We start from the raw sequence: 16,919 nt of genomic DNA on the forward strand, positions 1-16,919 counted from the left end.
ACGGTCGGTCCCTCGTGTCCCGGGCACGTCGTGTGGCCCGGAGCGGGCCGGAGGAGTAGACCGGTGTCCATGGATCCCACACGCATCGCGTTCGAGCGGCGCGGCTCCGGGCGCCCGCTGGTCCTGTTGCACGGACTGGGGGACCGGCGGCAGTGCTGGCGCGCCGTGACGGCCGGGCTCACCCGGGAGTACCAGGTGGTCTGCGTCGATCTGCCCGGCTTCGGGGCGTCACCGGCGCCCGCGCCCGACGAGCCCTACGACGTGCGGGCGCTGACCGACGCGCTCCAGGAGTTCTGCGAGCTGCACGGTCTGGAGCGACCCCACCTCGCGGGCAACTCCCTGGGCGGTTCGGTCGCCCTGGAACTGGGGGTGCGCGGCGCGGCCGGTTCGGTGACCGTGTTCTCCCCCGTCGGGTTCTCCGACGCCCTCGCCCGCCTCGGGATCCGCGCGGTCGGGGCCGCCGCGCGCCTGGCCGCCAGGGCGCCGGGGCCCCTCAAGGAGCGGATCGCGGACAGCGCCCCCGCACGAGCGCTCGCCCGCGCGGTGCTGCGGGGGAACCCCGCCTCGCCGGAGTCGAGGTCGGTCCGGTTCAGCGTCGACGTCCTGGAGCCGGGGTCCGCCTTCGTGCGGATGATGCCGGGCGTCGCGGAGTACGCCTTCGTGCCGCGCCCCCTCGACTGCCCGGTCACCATCGCCTGGGGCGACCGGGACCGGACCCTGCTCCCGTCCAGCGCCGTGTCCGCCCGTCGGCTCGTGCCGCACGCGCGCATGGTGTCGCTGATCGGCAGCGGGCACATCCCCATGGCCGACGATCCGCGCACGGTCGCCGAGCACATCCGGTGGACGTGCCGCGCGGCCGACCGGGTGGGGGCGGCCCCGGCCTGACCGGACCGGGGCCGGGCGTCCCGGCCCGGGTCAGGACGCCCCGGCCGGGGTCTCGGCGCTCTGGACCAGCTGTTCGTCCAGGACGCACCACGCCCAGTCGTCGCCCGGCTCGGCGGAGAACAGGACCGGGTGGCCGAACCTGTCCGCGTGCCCGCTGGCGTGGCGGCCGGGTGAGTCGTCGCAGCACCCCACGAAGCCGCACTGGGCGCAGATCCGCAGGTGGACCCAGTCGCGCTGCCCCTTGCGCAGACACTCGGTGCAGCCGGGGCTCTTGGGCAGGACGGGCGGGAGCTCCTCCATGTGGGCGCAGGAGGTGTCGGGGTCGGCGACGAACCGGGTGACCACGGTCGGGTCGGGATGTCCCCGGTGGGTGTGGTCGATGCCGAGGAGGTCGAGGACGGTTCCGCCCAGCGGTTCGGTCACCGCCCGGTGGGTGTCCACGATCCTGTCGACGGAGGCGTCGTACAGCCCCACGACGTCCGTGGTGTCGGTCGGGCGCACCACGATCGGCACCCCCGGCGCGAGCCCGTTGAGGACGTGCGCGATGTGCGTGGCCTCCTCGGACTCGTTCTCGGCGATGACGATGAGCTTCACGCGGTCCATGCCGACCTCGTGCAGCACGCTCGCCTTGGTCGCCTCCCCGCGGACGACGGTGTGGCCGAGGTTCTCCGCGTCGGCCGCCAGGTCGGGGCTGAGGGTGGTCACGGTCGACGGGACGCCGTTGACGCTCAGGTAGTGACCGAGGTTCCGGGAGACCGGTCCCCACCCGGCCATCAGGACGCGGTCGCGGGTGTCGTCGGCCTCCACCGCCGCGGCGGCGGTCGGAGCGGCCGCGCCCTCCGGCAGGCGGCGGGCGATCAGCTCGCCGAGCGCTCCCAGCGCGGGCGTGGCGGTCATGAGGACGACGGTGACGGCGACCAGGAGCTGGCCGCCCTCGGCGCCCATGCCGACCGGGGTCAGGCCGTACTCGGCCCCGGACTGCTGGAGGACGAAGGAGAACTCGCCGATCTGCGCGAGCAGGAACGCCGACGCGACCGCCGTGCGGGCGCCCACGCGCAGCGCCGAGACCGCCGCGAAGGCCGTCGCCACCTTGACCACCACGACCGCCACGGCCGCGAGCAGGACCATCCACCACAGCTCGGCCAGGACGGAGACGTCGAGCAGCATCCCGATCGAGACGAAGAAGACGGCGCTGAACACCATCTGGAGCGGCATGATCTCGCTCAGCGCGTGGGCGCTGTGCCGCGACTCGCTCAGCACCATGCCCGCGAGGAAGGCGCCCAGGGCGTCGCTCACCCCCGCCAGGGAGGTCAGGTAGGCCACGCCGAGCGCGATGGCCACGACCGACAGCAGGAAGATCTCCGGCGAGCACAGCCGGGCGATGCGCTCCAGCAGCGGCGGCATGACCTTGCGCGCGACCACGATCACGGCGGTCAGCACGAGCGCCGCGGTGCCCAGGGCCTGGACGATGCCCCAGGCGCCCTCCGCCTCTCCGCCGAGGATCGGGATGAGCATGACCATGACGACGATGGCGAGGTCCTGGAGGATGAGGGTGCCGACGGAGGCCTGGCCGACGGGGCGCTGGGTGGCGCCCTTGGCGGCGATGACCTTCAGGACGATCGCCGTGGAGGACAGCGCGACCAGGAAGCCGGTGAAGACGCCGATCCGCCAGTCCACCCCGAACAGGACGCAGAGCCCGGTCACGACCGCCGTGGTCAGCACCACCTGGAGGGTGCCGCCGCCCAGGACGAACCGCTTGATCCGCGCGAGCCGTTCGATGGAGAACTCCACGCCGATGGTGAAGAGCAGCAGCATGACGCCGATGTCGGCCGCCGCCTCCACCTGGGTCTCGTCCGCGACGACCCCGAGTTGGTGGGGGCCGATGAGCACGCCCGCGAGGAGGAAGCCCACGATCGGGACGACCCTGAGGCGGACGAAGAGCGCCCCGATCAGGCCCGCCGCGACGAGCAGGGCGACGATCGGGCCGAGGTAGACGGGGGTCTCCCCCGCAGCGAGCATCATCAGGCGCCTCCTTCGCGGTTCCCGGTATCCGGTGCCGGGCGGCCGCCGCCGGACGCGGTGCGACGGGGTCACGGTCCGGCGGTGTCACCTCGGAGGTTATCGACGTGGCCCGCCACGGTCACCAGCGGCCTCGTCGGTCCCATCGGACACGGGCGGACGTCCGCCCGTGTCCGATGGGTGGATCGGGTTGTCCACAGGCGGTGGATCGTCCTTTTCGCGCGCGGAGCGGCGGGGCTATCGTGAACCGCGAACCGACACGCCGAGGAGGCAGTGGATTGACGGCTTCGCAACGACCCGGTCCGGGACACCCCGACTGGCTGCGCGCGGAGGAGCGGCGGCTGCTCGCGTTCGCCAGACGCTCGGTGGTGGCCGACGGCTTCGGTTGGCTGGACGCCCGTGGCCGGGTGGAGGAGGACCGGCCGACCGCGACCTGGATCACGGCGCGCATGACGCACGTGTTCGCGCTGGCGCACCTGCGTGGTGAGGAGGAGGCCGACCGCTTGGTCGACCACGGACTCGCCGCGCTCGCGGGGCCCCTGCGGGACGCCGCGCGGGGCGGGTGGTACGAGGAGGTTCCGGATCGCGGAGGCCAACGGGAGCGCTCCCGGGAAGGGTATGCCGACGCGGCGGACGCCGCCGGGCCGGGCCGGGCGGCCGAGGGCCGGGGCGACCCCGCGTGGGTGGGGGACCTGTTGGGCCCGGGGGACCCCGCGGCATCGGGTGCCCCGGGCGCTGTCGCGGCCGACGGCCAGCGCAGGTCCGCCTACACGCACGCCTTCGTGGTCCTCGCCGCGGCGAGCGCCGCCCTCGCCGGCCGGCCCGGCGCCCGCGACCTGCTGGACGAGGCGCTGCGCGTGGTCGACGCCCACTTCTGGGAGGAGTCGGCGCGCGCGGTTCGGGAGAGCTGGGACGGTGCGTGGACCAGACCGGAGGACTACCGGGGCGCGAACAGCAACATGCACTGCGTGGAGGCGTTCCTGGCCGCGGCCGACGCCACCGGCGACCGTCGCTGGACGCTCCGGGCGCTCGCCGTCGCCGAGCGGCTGGTGCACGGCGTGGCCGCCGACCACGACTGGCGGCTGCCCGAGCACTTCACCTCCGACTGGCGCGCCCTGCCCGACCACAACCGGGACCGGCCGGACGACCCCTTCCGCCCCTTCGGCAGCACCACCGGCCACCTCCTGGAATGGGCGCGGCTGCTGGTCCATCTGGAACTGTCTCTGAGGGACGCGGGGGAGGACGTGCCCGACTGGCTGCGCTCGGACGCCGTCCGGCTCTTCGACCACGCCGTCCGGCGGGGGTGGGCGGCGGACGGCGCGGACGGGTTCGCCTACACGCTGGACTGGGCGGACGCGCCCGTCGTGCGGGAACGCATGCACTGGGTGGTCGCCGAGGCCACGATGACCGCGTGGGCGCTCGGCGCGCTGACCGGCGACGGCGGCTACACCCGCCACTACGACAGCTGGTGGGACTACGCCGACCGCCACCACCTCGACCGCGAGCACGGGAGCTGGCACCACGAACTCGATCCCGCCAGCCGACCGTCGGGCACGGTGTGGCCGGGCAAGCCCGACGTCTACCACGCCTACCAGGCGACCGTCCTGCCCCAGATCGGCCTGGCGGGCTCACTCGCGGCGGCCGCCGCGGGGGACCGCGCCGCGTGGACGCCGTGAGCGCCCCGAGCCCCCGGCTGGTCGTGGTCGGGGAGAACGTCATGGACCTGCTGCCCACGCCGCACGGGACCGACGTCCTGCGCGCCGTGCCCGGAGGCGGACCCGCGAACACCGCGGTGGCCGCCGCCCGCCTGGGCACGCCCACCCGGCTGTTCGCGCGGATCGGGGCCGACGGTTTCGGCGAACGGATCCGGGACCGCCTCCTGCGGGAGGGGCTGGAATCCTCGGGGCTGGTGGCCGCCGACGAACCGTCCGCGCTGGCCGTCGCCACGGTCGGCCCGGACGGCTCGGCGCGCTACGACTTTCGGATGGACGACGCGGCCGACTGGCGGTGGCGTCCCGGCGAGCTGCCCGAGTCGTTGGATCCTCAGGTCAGGGCGGTGCACGCGGCGTCGTTGGCGCTGTTCCGGGAGCCGGGGGCCGCGCGGATCGAGGCGATGCTGCGGCGCGAGCACGGGCGCGACGAGGTCACCGTCACGCTCGACCCGAACATCCGGCCCGACGCCATCGGCGACCCGGACGAGGCCCGCGCCCTGGCGCTGCGGCACGCGGCGCAGGCGCACGTGGTCAAGGCCAGCGACGAGGACCTCGCCTTCCTCTACCCCGACCTGCCCCCGCTGCGGGCCGCCCACGCGATCGCCGCGCTCGGCCCGGCGCTGGTCGTGGTCACCCTGGGGGCGGAGGGCGCCGTCGCGCTGTCCCACACGGGGGAGGTAGCGGTCCGTGCGCCGAGGGTTCGGGTGGCGGACACGGTCGGGGCCGGGGACGCCTTCATGGGCGCGCTCCTGCACTGGCTGGACCGCGCCGGGCGGTTGGGCGACGGGCCGCGCGCCCGCCTGGCCAAGCTCGACGAGGACGCCCTGCGGGAGCTGTTGGCCTTCGCGACCACGGCGGCCGCGTACACGGTGACCCGAGAGGGGGCCGACCCGCCGACGGCCGACGAGCTCGCGGCCGCACTGGAGGGGGTGAGCGCCGTCGACACACGGGGGTGAGGATGCCTCCACGCGGGCCACGGATCCAGGACACGCAAGCCCCGGCCGCTCCGTCCACCTCGATGCCGTCCACGCGGGCCACGGGTCCTGGTCGGCGCCTCCGGTGCCTCTGAAACGGGAGGAGGCCGCCCGCTCCGTGGCCGCGCGGGTGGCGGGGTTCGGATCGGTCGCGTCATCGACCGACACCCGCTCGGGGCGGCCGTACCGGAGGCCCGGGTCGACTGGGCCGCACGGGTGGCGGTTTCGGGGGGACAAGACCGCCGGGCGAGCCGAATGCCCACTCCGTGGCCGCACGGGTGGCGGGGCCCGTTCGGGGTCGCGCCAGCGGACCGGGGCGGGCCGTGAAGCCGGTGCGCCCGCCCCTGCCGGGGGTACCCGTCGCGTGCGGTGGCCCCGGGCTACGGCAGGCCTTCCCTGGTCTGGACGGCCAGGTGGTCCACGACGTCCGTGATCCGCCCCCGTCGGTCCAGGAACGCGCGCTGGCGGGCCGCGCCGGACCCGGCGGCGCGTACCCGGTCGAGCAGCCCGACCACCAGGGCGGCGTCCCCGTTCGCCTCCAGCCCCGGCAGGGCCGCCCCGAGGACCCGGTCCAAGGCCAGCGTGGCCGGCAGCGGCTCCCCGGTCAGCGGGTCGGGGACGCGGCCCTCCAGCCCGTCGCGGGCGGCCCGCCAGATGGCCGCGCGCAGCGCGGGGGCGTCGATCTCCGGAGCGGGCACCCCGTGCCGCACGTCGGAGAGGGCCCGGGTGACCAGTCCCCGGGTGAGCACCGCGAACAGCAGCGCCTCGTCGGCCGTGGCCGCGACGTCGCCCACCCGGATCTCCAGGGTGGGCAGGTGGTCGGAGAGGCGGATGTCCCAGTAGACCATGTGCCGGTCCAGGATCGCCCCGCTCCCGGCGAGCGCCCCGACGGCGCGCTCGTGCTCGGCTAAGGAGCGGAACAGCGGCGGCGGCCCGGCCGACGGCAGCCGGTTCCACGTGATGGTGCGCCAACTGGCGTAGCCGGTGTCCCGCCCCTCCTGGAAGGGCGAGTTGGCCGACAGCGCGACCAGGAACGGCAGCCATCGGCGCAGGTGACCGGCGGCCTCGACGGCGGTCTCCCGGTCGGGGACGCCGACGTGGACATGGCAGCCGCACACCACGTGGGCCTCGCGCAGCGCGCCGAAGTGGGTGGCGATGTCGGCGTAGCGCGTCCCGTCGCTGACCCTGGCCGACGCCGGGTCGCCCAGGACCGGGGTGCCCGAGGCGATGACCGCCAGTCCGGCCCCGGCTGCGGCCCGTACCAGTTCGAGCCGTGCGGAGCGGAGGAAACGCGCGGCGTCCTCGGACGTGCCGCACACCGGGCTGTTGGTCTCCACCTGGGCGCGGGTGAACTCGGCGCACAGGTGTCCGCCCAGGTGACGGGCGTTGGACAGCACCTCGGGCGCGCGCGAGAGGATGCGGCGGCTGCGGGGATCGACGATGAAGAACTCCTCCTCGACACCGAACGTGGGCGGGTCCGCCCGGTTCGCGGCCCGGGTGCCGAGCGGTGTGCGGTCCCGCGTGCCGTGCGCGGCCAGGAAGCGGTTCTCCATGGACGTCGGTCCCTTCTGGTGTCCCGTCCCCCGACCCCGGGGGCGTCTCGCACTGGATATCCCGTGAAGGTCGCCCGCGACAGTGTCCTTGGGAGGACAAAAAGGTATCCGAGGGACGTTTTGTCACAATTGTCGGTATCGCGTATCAGGACCGCGGGGGAATTGCGGCTTGATCACCGTGCGATGGCCGCCGGGGTGGTCGGAACGCGGTCGTCGGCACGTGGGCGGGTGACGCGCGTCACTCCCGACGTGTGCTGGATCCCCAGGTGGGCGCCCTCTTCGCACGCCTGACGAGCACTCGCGCACGCCCCTCTTCGGATCGTCCGGACGTGTCTCGTTCCCGTTTCGTGCGACTCCGTCCAGGTATCGGTGGATCGACCAGTGTGCCCGCTCGCACCTGCCGTAACGGGGTCTCCGTGTGCGATGGTCGGCGTGTGGCTGGCAGGAACACGGGCCCCCAGGACCAGCGCCTCCGGGGCCGGGACACGGAACGGCGGATCCTCGCGGACGTACTCGACGACGCGCGGTCCGGCGGCGGCGCGGCCGTCCTCCTCACCGGAGGGCCGGGCCGTGGCAGGACCGCCCTCCTCGACCACGTACGCGCCACCGCCGTCGACCTCACCGTCCTCCACACCGTCGGGGTCCCCTCCGAGACCGGCATCCCCCTCGCCGGACTCCACCGGCTCCTGCGCCCCGTCGAGTCCGAGACCGACCGCCTCCCCGACCACCGACGCGACCTCCTGCGCGCCGCGCTCACCCGTGGCGCCCTCGCCGACGCCGACCGCTTCGCCCTCTACACGGCCGTCCTCGACCTCCTCCGCCTCGCCTCCGAACGGCGGCCGGTCGTGGTCTGCGTCGACGACGCCGACCACCTCGACGCCCCCTCCCTGGAGGCCCTGGCCTTCGTCGCCCGCCGTCTGTCCGACCTCCCGGTCGCGGCCGTGTTCACCGCCCGCGACGACCACGGCACGCCGCGGGGCGCCGCCGCGTCCATGTCCGACCCCCTCGTCCCGGGCGTCACCGAACTCGTCCTCCCTCCCCTGACCGAGCGCGCGATCCACGACATCCTCACCGACCACGCCCCCGTCACCCCGGCCTCCGCCGTGCGCGCCGCCCTCGTCCGATCCGCGCACGGCAACCCCGCGGTGGTCCTCAGCCATCTCCACGCCCTCTCCGAGGACCAGGTCCGCGGCGAGGCGCCACTGCCCGTCCCCCCGCGGCTGCCCGCGCGACTGCGCTCGGCCCTGCTCACCGCCTACCACGCGCTTCCCGAGCCCGTCCGCCACCTCCTCCTCGTCGCCTCCCTCGCCACCGACCCCGGTGTGACCGTCCTGACCGAGGCCAGCGGCAACCCCGCCCTGACCGTGGGCGACCTCGAACCCGCCGAGGAGCTCGGGCTGGTCCGCGTGGACGGCGGCACCGTCGTCTTCCCCGACCCCCTCCTCCGCGAGGCGATCGCCCAGGACGCCCCCGCCGGGCGCCTGCGCGCGGTCCACGCGGCCCTCGCCGGGGCCGTGGACCGCGAGTACGCCCCGGCCGAGTACGCCCGCCACGCCGCCGCCGGTGCGAGCGCCCCCGACGCCACGCTCGCCGACGCCGTCGAGGCCGCGGCGCGCCGGGCCCGGCGGCTGGAGGGACCGCGCGCCGCCTCCCTCGCCCACGAGCACGCCGCCGACCTCTCCCCGGACCCCGACGTCCGCGCCTGCCGCCTGGCCACCGCCGCCTACCAGGCCTACACGTACGGCGGCACCGAACGGGCGGCGCGCCTGCTCGACCGGGCCCGTCCGCTCGCCGTCTCCGACCGGCGCCGCGCGATCATCGACCTCGTCGAGGCCCAGCTGTCCATGCGCGGCGGCAACGCCATCGAGGTCGCCGAGCGCCTGTTCGCCGTCGGCCGGGAGCTCGTCGCGCACGACCGCGCCCTGGCCCTGCGCGCCCTGGTGCGCTCCGCCGACTCCGCCTCCCTGGCGGGCGACCCCGTCCGCCACGGGAGGGCCGCCGACCTGGCCGTTCCGCTGGTGCGCGCGGACGACTCCGTGTCGATGCGGCTGGTCGCCGCCTTCCTCGAAGGGTGCTCCCTGTCCTTCCGCGGCGACTACACGACCTCGACCCCGCTGCTGCGCGACGCCGTGCGGCTGTCCGAGGGTCTGGACAAGCCCTCCGAACTGATCTGGGCGAGCGTCAGCGGGCTCCGTCTGGGCGACGCGCCGTTCGTGCGCGCGGTCACCTCGCGCGCCGTGGAGGCGGGCACCGCACAGGGCGAGTACGCGACCCTCCCGGCGGCGCTGGGCTTCCAGGTCTTCTCCGAGTTCTGGAGCGGCCGCTTCCCCTCCGCGGCGGGGCACGCGCTCAGCGGGCTCAAGGCGGCGCGCGAGTACGGCCAGCCGGTCTGGGCGACCCAGCACCTGGCCTCGCTGGCGATGATCGCCGCCATCCAGGGCGACGTGGAGACCTGCCGCATCCGGGCGCGCGCGGTCACCTCGCAGGCGGGAGAACGGAGCCTGGGGCTGCCCGCCGCCCTGGCGGCCTGGGCGCTGGCCGTCCTGGAGCTGTCCCGGGGCAACGCGGCGGAGGCGTTCTTCCGGCTGCGCGCCCTGGTGCACGCCGGGCCCGGACACGGACATCCCACGATGCGCCTGCTCACCGCGCCGCACTTCGTGGAGGCGGCCACCAGGATGGGCGAGACCGAGTGGGCGCGCACGTCGCTGGCCGGGTACGAGCGCTGGGCGGAGGCGGTCGGGAGCCCGGCCGCCCGGGCCCTCGCGGCCCGCGGCCGCGGCCTGCTCGCCGCGGGCGACGAGGCCGCCGACCACTTCGAGAACGCGCTGGCCCTGCACCGGGACTGCGGTGACGACGACGTCGAGCAGGCCCGCACCCACCTGCTCTTCGGGGCCTTCCTGAGGCGCGCCCGCCTGCCCGGCCGGGCGCGCGAGCACCTGTACGACGCGCTGGAGTCCTTCGAGCGTTTCGGCGCACGGCTCTGGGTCCGCCAGACGCGGGCCGAGCTGCGGGCGATCGGGGCCGCCGAACGCGACCCCGACCCGCCCGCCACCGGTGACCTGACCGCCCAACAGCAGCAGATCGCCCGACTGGTCGCCGACGGCGCGACCAACCGGGAGGTCGCCGCGCACATGTTCATCAGTCCGCGCACGGTCGAACACCACCTGCGCGGCATCTTCCGCAAGCTCAACATCAGGTCCCGCGTGGACCTGGCCCGTTTGCTCAACTGACGCGGGGCGGGCCGGGCACGGCCGCTCCCGATCCCCGGGGACCCGGACACGACGGCGTGGTCGGGTCAGCTAGCCGTACCAACCAGTCGGTACGGCATATCGGTCGGCAACCGTGAGAGAGGAAGCCATGACCAGGACCGCAGACGACCACCTCCTGAGCGCGGACGGGGTGACCGTGCGCTTCGGCGGCCTGACCGCGCTGGACGACGTCGGGCTCCGTGTCGCGCCCGGGACCGTCGCCGGGCTGATCGGGCCCAACGGAGCCGGGAAGACGACGCTGTTCAACGTCCTCTCCGGCGTGCTGCGCCCCGACTCCGGGACCCTCACCTGGAAGGGGAAGCCCTTGCCCGGACGCGGCCCCCACCGCCTGGCCCGCGCCGGGATCGCGCGCACCTTCCAGGGCCTGAACCTCTTCCCGACCATGACGGTCCTGGAGAACGTGGTCACGGGCGCCGACCGTCTCGCCCGGGGAGGTCCGCTGTCCCTGGTCACCGGACTGGGGCGGCACGCCCGGGACGAGCGCGAACTCCGGACCCGTGCCCTGGCCTCGCTCGACCGGTTCGGCGTCGCCGACCACGCCCACCGGCTGCCCGGCACCCTGCCCTACGGCGTCCAGAAGCACGTCGCCCTCGCCCGCGCCTGCGTCGCCGACCCCGACCTCCTCCTGCTCGACGAACCCGCCAGCGGGCTGTCCGCCCGGGAGACGGACGCGCTCGCCGACCGGATCCGCGACCTTCGCCGGAGCATGGCGGTCGTCCTCGTCGAACACCACATGGATCTGGTCATGGCGGTGTGCGACCACATCGTGGTGCTCGACTTCGGCCGGGTCATCTCCACGGGGACCCCCGAGCGGGTGCGGTCCGACCCCGCCGTCACCCGTGCCTACCTGGGCGAACCCGCCGCGGATTCCACGCACGCTCCCCGCGCCGCTCCCGCCGACGCCTCCCGTACCGCCCCCGCCGACCACACCGACGACGGAGCCGCCCGATGACCGCCGACCCCCTCCTGCGCGTGGCGGACCTCCACGCCCACCACGGCGCCGTCCGGGCCCTCGACGGCGTCTCCCTGGACGTCCCCGCCCGAGGCGTGTGCGCGGTCCTCGGCGCCAACGGCGCGGGCAAGACCACCCTGCTGCGCACCCTCAGCGGTCTGCACGCCGCCAGCTCCGGTCAGGTCCTGCTCGACGGGGAGGACCTGACCCGACTGCCCGCCGAGCGCGTCATCACCCGCGGCCTCGCGCACGTGCCCGAGGGCGGCGGTGTGATCGTCGAGCTGACCGTCGAGGAGAACCTGCGACTGGGGGCGCTCTGGCGCTCCTCCCGCCGCGACCGGACCGCGATGGACGAGGTCATGGACCTGTTCCCGCCCCTGGCCGAGCGCCGCGACCGGTCCGCGAGCACCCTGTCCGGCGGTGAACGCCAGATGCTCGCCATCGGCCGCGCCCTCATGGCCAGACCCCGGGTCCTGCTCCTCGACGAACCCTCCCTCGGCCTGGCGCCCCTGGTCACCCAGCGCATCCTCACCCTCCTGCGCGACCTGCGCGACGGCACCGGGCTCACCGTCGTCATCGTCGAGCAGAACGCCGCCGCCGCGCTGGCGGTCACCGACCACGCCTTCGTCCTGGGCCAGGGACGCGTGGCCGTCGAGGGCGCCTCCGCCGACCTGCTCGCCGACGACCGCACGCGCCACGCCTACCTCGGTTTCTGAGGAGACCTCCATGACCCACTTCGTCAACCTGACCCTCAACGGGCTGGCGTCCGGGGCCGTCTACGCGGCACTCGCGCTCTCCCTCGTCATCATCTACCAGGCCACCCGGCTGGTGAACTTCGCCCAACCCGCGCTCGCCCTGGTCTCGGTGTACACCGCCTACACCGTCACCCGGCTCACCGGCTCCTACTGGCTGGGCTTCGCCGCGGCGCTCGCCGCCGGGCTGGTCGCGGGGGCGCTGGTGGAACGGGTGGTCGTCCGGCCGATCGCCCGGACCTCGGAGCTCAACGCCGTCATCGTCACCCTCGGACTCCTCCTGGTCGTCCAGGGCGGCGTCGGGATGGTGTGGGGCAACGAGCAGCACGCCCTGGGCTACGCGTTCAGCTACGTCGGACGCCTCTCCGCCGCCGACGCCTTCGCGCTGGCCTCGGTCGCGGCCGTGGCGGCGCTCCTGTTCGCCCTGTACCGCCTCACCCCGCTCGGGCTGCGCATGCGCGCCGCCGCCTTCCACCCCGAGGCCGCCCGGCTCAGCGGCGTCCGGGTCGGGCTGATGCTGACCGTCGGCTGGGCCGTGGCCTCCTTCATCGGCGCCCTCGCGGGGATGCTCGCCGGTCCTCCGTTCATCTCCCCGAACGCCTTCGACGCCGTGTTCGTGTTCGGCATCACCGCCGCCGTGGTCGGCGGGCTCGACAACCCGTTCGGCGCCCTCCTCGGCGGGATGCTCATCGGCCTGGCCATGTCCTACGTGTCCGGTTACGCCGGGCCCGAGGTGGCGACCCTCGCCGCCCTCGCCGTCGTCGTCGCCGTCCTGAGCGTGCGACCCGGCGGCATCCTGTCCCGCCCGACCGCGCGAAAGGTGTAGCCGCCGTGATCCCCGTCCTACGACACCTGCTGTACGCCGCGCTCGCGCTCGTCGGCGTGGGCGGTCTGCTGCTCGCCACCGGAGACCTGACCGCGTTGCGCCTGGCCGCGGTCGGGTACACCCTGCTGGCCGTCGCCGGGCTCCAGCTCCTCGTCGGAGGCAGCGGCCAGGTCTCGCTCGGCCACGGCGCCTTCATGATGATCGGCGCCTACGGGATGGCGCTGCTGGTCCTGCACCAGCCGACGCTGCCCCTCACCGCCAACCTGGCGATCATCGTCGCGGTCTCCGCCGTGGCGGGGGTGGCGGTCGGCATCGCGACGGCGCGGCTGCACGGCCCCTACCTGGCGGGCGCCACGCTCATCCTCGCGGTGGGCCTGCCCGGACTGGCCCACCGCTACCACGAGCTGCTCGGCGGTAGCAACGGCCTCAACATCCGCACCGCCGGAGCGCCGCCGTTCCTCCAGGGCGTCGTCAGCACCAGCGACTGGCGGGCCCTGGCCGTGTGGACGACCGTCCTGGTGTCCCTCGCCGTCCTGGCCACGATCTCCACGGGGCGGCTCGGCCGCCGGATGCGCGCCGTCCGCGACGACGAGACCGCCGCCGCCATGGCGGGCGTGCCCGTCGGATCGACCAAGGTGGCCGCGTTCGTCATCGCCTCCACCGCCGGCGGCCTGGCCGGCGGTCTCCAGGCCTACGTGCTGGGCACGGTCACCCCCGGCAGTTTCACGCTCGCGCTGTCCCTGAGCCTGCTCGCCGCCCTGGTCCTGGGCGGGATCGGCAGTGTGTGGGGGGCGCTGTGGGCCGCCCTCGCCCTGGTCTACCTGGAGGTGTGGGCGTCGGACCTGGCCCGCTCCCTCGACCTCGGCCGCGACGTGGAGAACAACCTCCCCGTGGTGTTCTTCGGCGTCGTCCTCATTCTCGTCCTGCGCTTCTGGCCCCTCGGGATCCAGGGCCTGGTCCAGCGTCTCTCCGCCCGGCGCGGCTCCCCCGTGCCGACACCCACCCCCTGAGAAGGAGAACACCATGCGCATCCGCAGAGGAACGGCGGCCGTCACGTCGGCCGCCCTGACCCTGGCCCTGCTGGCCACCGCGTGTACCGGCGCCGGTGAGGTGACCGAGGGCGACGCCGTCGACCTGGACGTCGCGACCGGGGTCACGGACGAGGCCGTCGTCATCGGCAGCCACCAGCCGTTGACCGGCCCCGCCGCTCCCGGGTACGCGTCGGTCTCGCAGGGGGCGGCCGCCGTGTTCGCCTACGTCAACGACCAGGGCGGCGTGCACGGGCGGCGGATCGACTACCGCGTCGAGGACGACGCCTACGACCCCGCCCGAACGATCGACGTGACCCGTCAGCTGGTCATCGAGGACGAGATCTTCGCGATGGTCGGCGGACTGGGCACGCCGACGCACAGCGGTGTCCTCGACTACCTCAACGAGGAGGGCGTCCCGGACGTGTTCCCCTCGTCGGGGGCGCTGGCCTGGAACGACACCGAGGAGCACCCGCTCACGTACGGGTGGCAGACGGACTACACGAAGGAGGCGAAGATCCAGGGCGCCTACATCGCGGAGAACTTCCCCGGACAGGACGTGGGCTACCTGTTCCAGAACGACGACATCGGCGTCGACGCCCAGGCCGGGCTCGACCAGTACCTCGGCGGGGAGGTCGTGGCGCGCGAGCACTACGAGACGGAGGTGCCCGACCTCGGGGCACAGGTCGCCGAGCTGGAGCGGTCCGGCGCGGAGGTGGTCGTGTGCTCGTGCATCCCCGCGTTCGTCGCGCTGGGGCTGCTGGAGGCGGCGAGCATCGGGTACGAGCCTCAGTGGGTGGTGTCGAGCATCGGCGGCGACACCGCGACCCTCCAGGGGCTGCTCGCCGAGTTCACCGAGGGCGGCGACGCCGAGGACGTGCCCGCGGACGCCTTCCTCGAAGGTCTGCTCATCACGAGCTACCTGCCGCGCGTGGAGGACGGGGAGGACGCCTGGTCGCGGTTCTTCGTCGAGGTGCACGAGGAGTACGGGGACGGCGGCCCGCTCACCAACACGCACCTGTTCGGGATGAGCCAGGCGGTGATGGTCGCGCAGGTCCTGCGGTCGGCGGGCGAGGACCTCACCCGGCGGTCGCTCGTCGACGCGCTGGAGGCCCAGGAGTGGCGTGGACCGGGACTGGTGCCGTTCAGCTCGTCCGGTGACGACCACGGCGGGCACCAGGGCGTCTACGTGGTCCGGTACGGGGACGGCGGCGAGATCGAGATGGTCCAGGACGCACGGGTCACGGACCGGGCGGGCGGCCCGATCGAGGAGTCCGACTTCGAGCGGCTCCCGCCCGAGGAGCTCGACTTCCACGACTGACGAGGGCGCGTGCGGCGGCTCGGGGGGTCCCTGGGCCGCCGCACGCGTGCGCTCAGGCGACGCGCCTGGTGGAGGCCATGGCGCGGATGAGGTCGACCGCCGCGTCCGTGTGGTGGGTGGGCACCGAGCCCGTCTCCAGGACGGTCCCGCCGCCCGCGACGCGCTGGGTGAGGAAGTACCGGCCGAGGATCCGGGTGCGCGTGTTGCTCGTGTACACCGCCGGATCGCCGTACAGGTCGAGGGCGGCTCCGGGGACGTCGGCTCGCCTGAGCGCGGCGTACAACTCCTTGAGCGCGTCGTCCCGTCGGGCGGTCAGGGCGGCGTTCATGGCGCGGTCACCGCATCGGCACTGGGAGTGGTCATGGTGAGAGGTTCCCACCCGTGCGGACGCGAGGGAAGGGAGGATACGAAGAGATCACGCTCTGGGCAGTTCCGTACACGTCGGTACCGAGAGGTTGACACGATCGGTACATGGTGGACCGGCAGCGGCCAGGGTGGGTGGAGTTCGGCAGACACGTTCGGCGTTTGCGCACGCAGTCCAACCTCTCACTGGACCGGTTGGCGCGGCTGACGACGTATTCGGCCACGTACCTCAGCAAGATCGAGCGTGCGGTGCGGGCGCCCAATGCCGGAATTGTGGAGGCCCTGGACCGGGAACTCGGTACACACGGGGCCCTGCTGCGGATGTGGCGGGACGCGGAGCGCGCCGAGACCGATCCCGGCTGGTACGAGCAGTCGGACGAGTACGAGAAGAAGGCGACGGAGATCCGTTTCTTCCATCCGTTCGTCGTTCCGGGGTTCTTCCAGGTCGAGAGCTACACCCGGGTGATCGCCACCCACTCGGTCCCCGTGGGCGGCCGGGACTCCGTGCGGCGTGCCGTCGAGACGCGCAGGGCCTGGCGGGAACGGCTGCGCACGGACGGCGATCTCGTGCTCTCCGTCGTCATCCCCGAGTTCGTCCTCACCCAGCCGGTGGGCGGTCCGGAGGTGATGCGTGACCAGCTGGAACGGTTGGTCGAGGAGGCGCGGGGGGACTTCGTCACCGTCCAGGTCCTCCCGATGGGGATCAGCGACTTCGCCTGGACCGTCGGGGCCTTCCGTCTTATTTACTTTGAGGACCGAAGTCCCATAATCTGTTCCGATCATTCCGTTGGTGAACATATCACCGATGAGGTCGCCCATGTCCGATATCTCGAGTCGGTGTACAATAAACTCCAGGCATGGGCTCTGTCCCCTGACGCTTCGCTAGAGAAGATAAAAGACCGGAAGGACGCGCTGTGAACGAGTGGCACAAATCCACGTACAGTAGCCAGGGGGCGCATAGCTGCGTGGAGGTCAAGGAGGTGTCGGACGCCGTCCTCGTGCGGGACACGGAGAATCGGGACCTCGGTCACCTGAGCTTCACCCCCTCGGCGTGGAGTTCCTTCCTCGGGGAAGTGAAGGGCGACGCCGCCAGGTAGTCATACGCCCGTTCGTCCCCATCGAGAAGGCCCACCACGGAACCCTCTCCCGTGGTGGGTTTTCTCGTGGGGTGGATCAATGCCCACGCCGCTCTGGGCGGATGGTCGGAATTCCCGGGCGCGAGCCTCCGCGACGTCCGTCCGTGCCGTCGTGTGTCGACGGTGTCC

At 73.8% G+C, this 16,919-nt stretch carries 14 protein-coding genes; 11 read left to right on the top strand and 3 right to left on the bottom strand.

Annotation, left to right across the window (positions count from 1 at the left end; all coding sequences use genetic code 11):
• Positions 1 to 69 precede the first annotated feature (69 nt).
• A complete protein-coding gene (locus AB0I72_RS21980) occupies positions 70 to 885 on the top strand; it encodes an alpha/beta hydrolase (RefSeq protein WP_358571649.1) in 816 nt (271 codons plus the stop codon).
• A gap of 30 nt (positions 886 to 915) precedes the next feature.
• Here AB0I72_RS21980 and AB0I72_RS21985 read toward each other — a convergent pair whose 3' ends face one another.
• On the bottom strand, positions 916 to 2,907 hold the full coding sequence (locus AB0I72_RS21985) for a cation:proton antiporter (RefSeq protein ID WP_358571651.1): 1,992 nt from the start codon (positions 2,905 to 2,907) through the stop codon (positions 916 to 918).
• Positions 2,908 to 3,182: 275 nt separating this feature from the next.
• Between AB0I72_RS21985 and AB0I72_RS21990 the strand changes: the two genes are divergently transcribed.
• Positions 3,183 to 4,580, top strand: coding sequence for an AGE family epimerase/isomerase (locus AB0I72_RS21990; protein WP_358571653.1), 1,398 nt, complete (start codon positions 3,183 to 3,185; stop codon positions 4,578 to 4,580).
• Positions 4,577 to 5,572 carry a carbohydrate kinase gene (locus AB0I72_RS21995; protein ID WP_358571655.1) on the top strand — a complete coding sequence of 332 codons (996 nt, stop codon included), beginning with the start codon at positions 4,577 to 4,579 and terminating at the stop codon, positions 5,570 to 5,572. The genes AB0I72_RS21990 and AB0I72_RS21995 overlap by 4 nt, the downstream gene beginning before the upstream one ends.
• 398 nt (positions 5,573 to 5,970) lie before the next feature.
• Here the strand turns inward: AB0I72_RS21995 and AB0I72_RS22000 are convergent, their stop codons facing one another.
• On the bottom strand, positions 5,971 to 7,143 hold the full coding sequence (locus AB0I72_RS22000; RefSeq protein ID WP_358571657.1) for a glutamate--cysteine ligase: 1,173 nt from the start codon (positions 7,141 to 7,143) through the stop codon (positions 5,971 to 5,973).
• Positions 7,144 to 7,577: 434 nt separating this feature from the next.
• Here AB0I72_RS22000 and AB0I72_RS22005 point away from each other — a divergent pair, with 434 nt between their 5' ends.
• The 6 genes from AB0I72_RS22005 to AB0I72_RS22030 all read left to right on the top strand — a co-directional run bounded on the left by AB0I72_RS22005 (position 7,578) and on the right by AB0I72_RS22030 (position 15,291).
• Positions 7,578 to 10,373: an AAA family ATPase gene (locus tag AB0I72_RS22005; protein ID WP_358571659.1), complete on the top strand. Its 2,796-nt coding sequence runs from the start codon at positions 7,578 to 7,580 to the stop codon at positions 10,371 to 10,373.
• A 127-nt stretch (positions 10,374 to 10,500) separates the two neighbouring features.
• Positions 10,501 to 11,364, top strand: a complete 864-nt coding sequence (locus tag AB0I72_RS22010) for an ABC transporter ATP-binding protein (protein ID WP_358571661.1) — start codon at positions 10,501 to 10,503, stop codon at positions 11,362 to 11,364.
• Positions 11,361 to 12,080: an ABC transporter ATP-binding protein gene (locus AB0I72_RS22015; RefSeq protein ID WP_358571663.1), complete on the top strand. Its 720-nt coding sequence runs from the start codon at positions 11,361 to 11,363 to the stop codon at positions 12,078 to 12,080. Before AB0I72_RS22010 ends, AB0I72_RS22015 begins: the two co-directional genes overlap by 4 nt.
• A 10-nt stretch (positions 12,081 to 12,090) precedes the next feature.
• A complete protein-coding gene (locus AB0I72_RS22020; protein ID WP_358571665.1) occupies positions 12,091 to 12,942 on the top strand; it encodes a branched-chain amino acid ABC transporter permease in 852 nt (283 codons plus the stop codon).
• A gap of 8 nt (positions 12,943 to 12,950) precedes the next feature.
• Entirely contained in the window at positions 12,951 to 13,952 is a 1,002-nt protein-coding gene (locus tag AB0I72_RS22025) for a branched-chain amino acid ABC transporter permease (RefSeq protein ID WP_358571769.1), read from the top strand.
• 13 nt (positions 13,953 to 13,965) lie between these two features.
• Positions 13,966 to 15,291: an ABC transporter substrate-binding protein gene (locus AB0I72_RS22030; RefSeq protein ID WP_358571667.1), complete on the top strand. Its 1,326-nt coding sequence runs from the start codon at positions 13,966 to 13,968 to the stop codon at positions 15,289 to 15,291.
• A gap of 52 nt (positions 15,292 to 15,343) precedes the next feature.
• On the opposite strand, the gene AB0I72_RS22035 is transcribed toward AB0I72_RS22030, so the two are convergent.
• Positions 15,344 to 15,619: a hypothetical protein gene (locus AB0I72_RS22035; protein ID WP_358571669.1), complete on the bottom strand. Its 276-nt coding sequence runs from the start codon at positions 15,617 to 15,619 to the stop codon at positions 15,344 to 15,346.
• Between the two features lie 143 nt (positions 15,620 to 15,762).
• Between AB0I72_RS22035 and AB0I72_RS22040 the strand changes: the two genes are divergently transcribed.
• Positions 15,763 to 16,572: a helix-turn-helix transcriptional regulator gene (locus tag AB0I72_RS22040; RefSeq protein WP_358571671.1), complete on the top strand. Its 810-nt coding sequence runs from the start codon at positions 15,763 to 15,765 to the stop codon at positions 16,570 to 16,572.
• Positions 16,569 to 16,751, top strand: coding sequence for a DUF397 domain-containing protein (locus AB0I72_RS22045; protein WP_358571673.1), 183 nt, complete (start codon positions 16,569 to 16,571; stop codon positions 16,749 to 16,751). The genes AB0I72_RS22040 and AB0I72_RS22045 overlap by 4 nt, the downstream gene beginning before the upstream one ends.
• Positions 16,752 to 16,919: the final 168 nt, after the last annotated feature.

It is taken from the genome of Nocardiopsis sp. NPDC049922 (genome assembly GCF_040660275.1).
Classification (GTDB): Bacteria; Actinomycetota; Actinomycetes; order Streptosporangiales; family Streptosporangiaceae; genus Nocardiopsis.

Excerpts from the sequence above, each read along its gene's own strand:
- AB0I72_RS21980 (WP_358571649.1), top strand. The coding sequence starts at position 70 with ATGGATCCCACACGCATCGCGTTCGAGCGGCGCGGCTCCGGGCGCCCG.
- AB0I72_RS21985 (WP_358571651.1), bottom strand. The coding sequence starts at position 2,907 with ATGATGCTCGCTGCGGGGGAGACCCCCGTCTACCTCGGCCCGATCGTC.
- AB0I72_RS22000 (WP_358571657.1), bottom strand. The coding sequence starts at position 7,143 with ATGGAGAACCGCTTCCTGGCCGCGCACGGCACGCGGGACCGCACACCG.
- AB0I72_RS22010 (WP_358571661.1), top strand. The coding sequence starts at position 10,501 with ATGACCAGGACCGCAGACGACCACCTCCTGAGCGCGGACGGGGTGACC.
- AB0I72_RS22015 (WP_358571663.1), top strand. The coding sequence starts at position 11,361 with ATGACCGCCGACCCCCTCCTGCGCGTGGCGGACCTCCACGCCCACCAC.
- AB0I72_RS22020 (WP_358571665.1), top strand. The coding sequence starts at position 12,091 with ATGACCCACTTCGTCAACCTGACCCTCAACGGGCTGGCGTCCGGGGCC.
- AB0I72_RS22030 (WP_358571667.1), top strand. The coding sequence starts at position 13,966 with ATGCGCATCCGCAGAGGAACGGCGGCCGTCACGTCGGCCGCCCTGACC.
- AB0I72_RS22035 (WP_358571669.1), bottom strand. The coding sequence starts at position 15,619 with ATGAACGCCGCCCTGACCGCCCGACGGGACGACGCGCTCAAGGAGTTG.
- AB0I72_RS22040 (WP_358571671.1), top strand. The coding sequence starts at position 15,763 with ATGGTGGACCGGCAGCGGCCAGGGTGGGTGGAGTTCGGCAGACACGTT.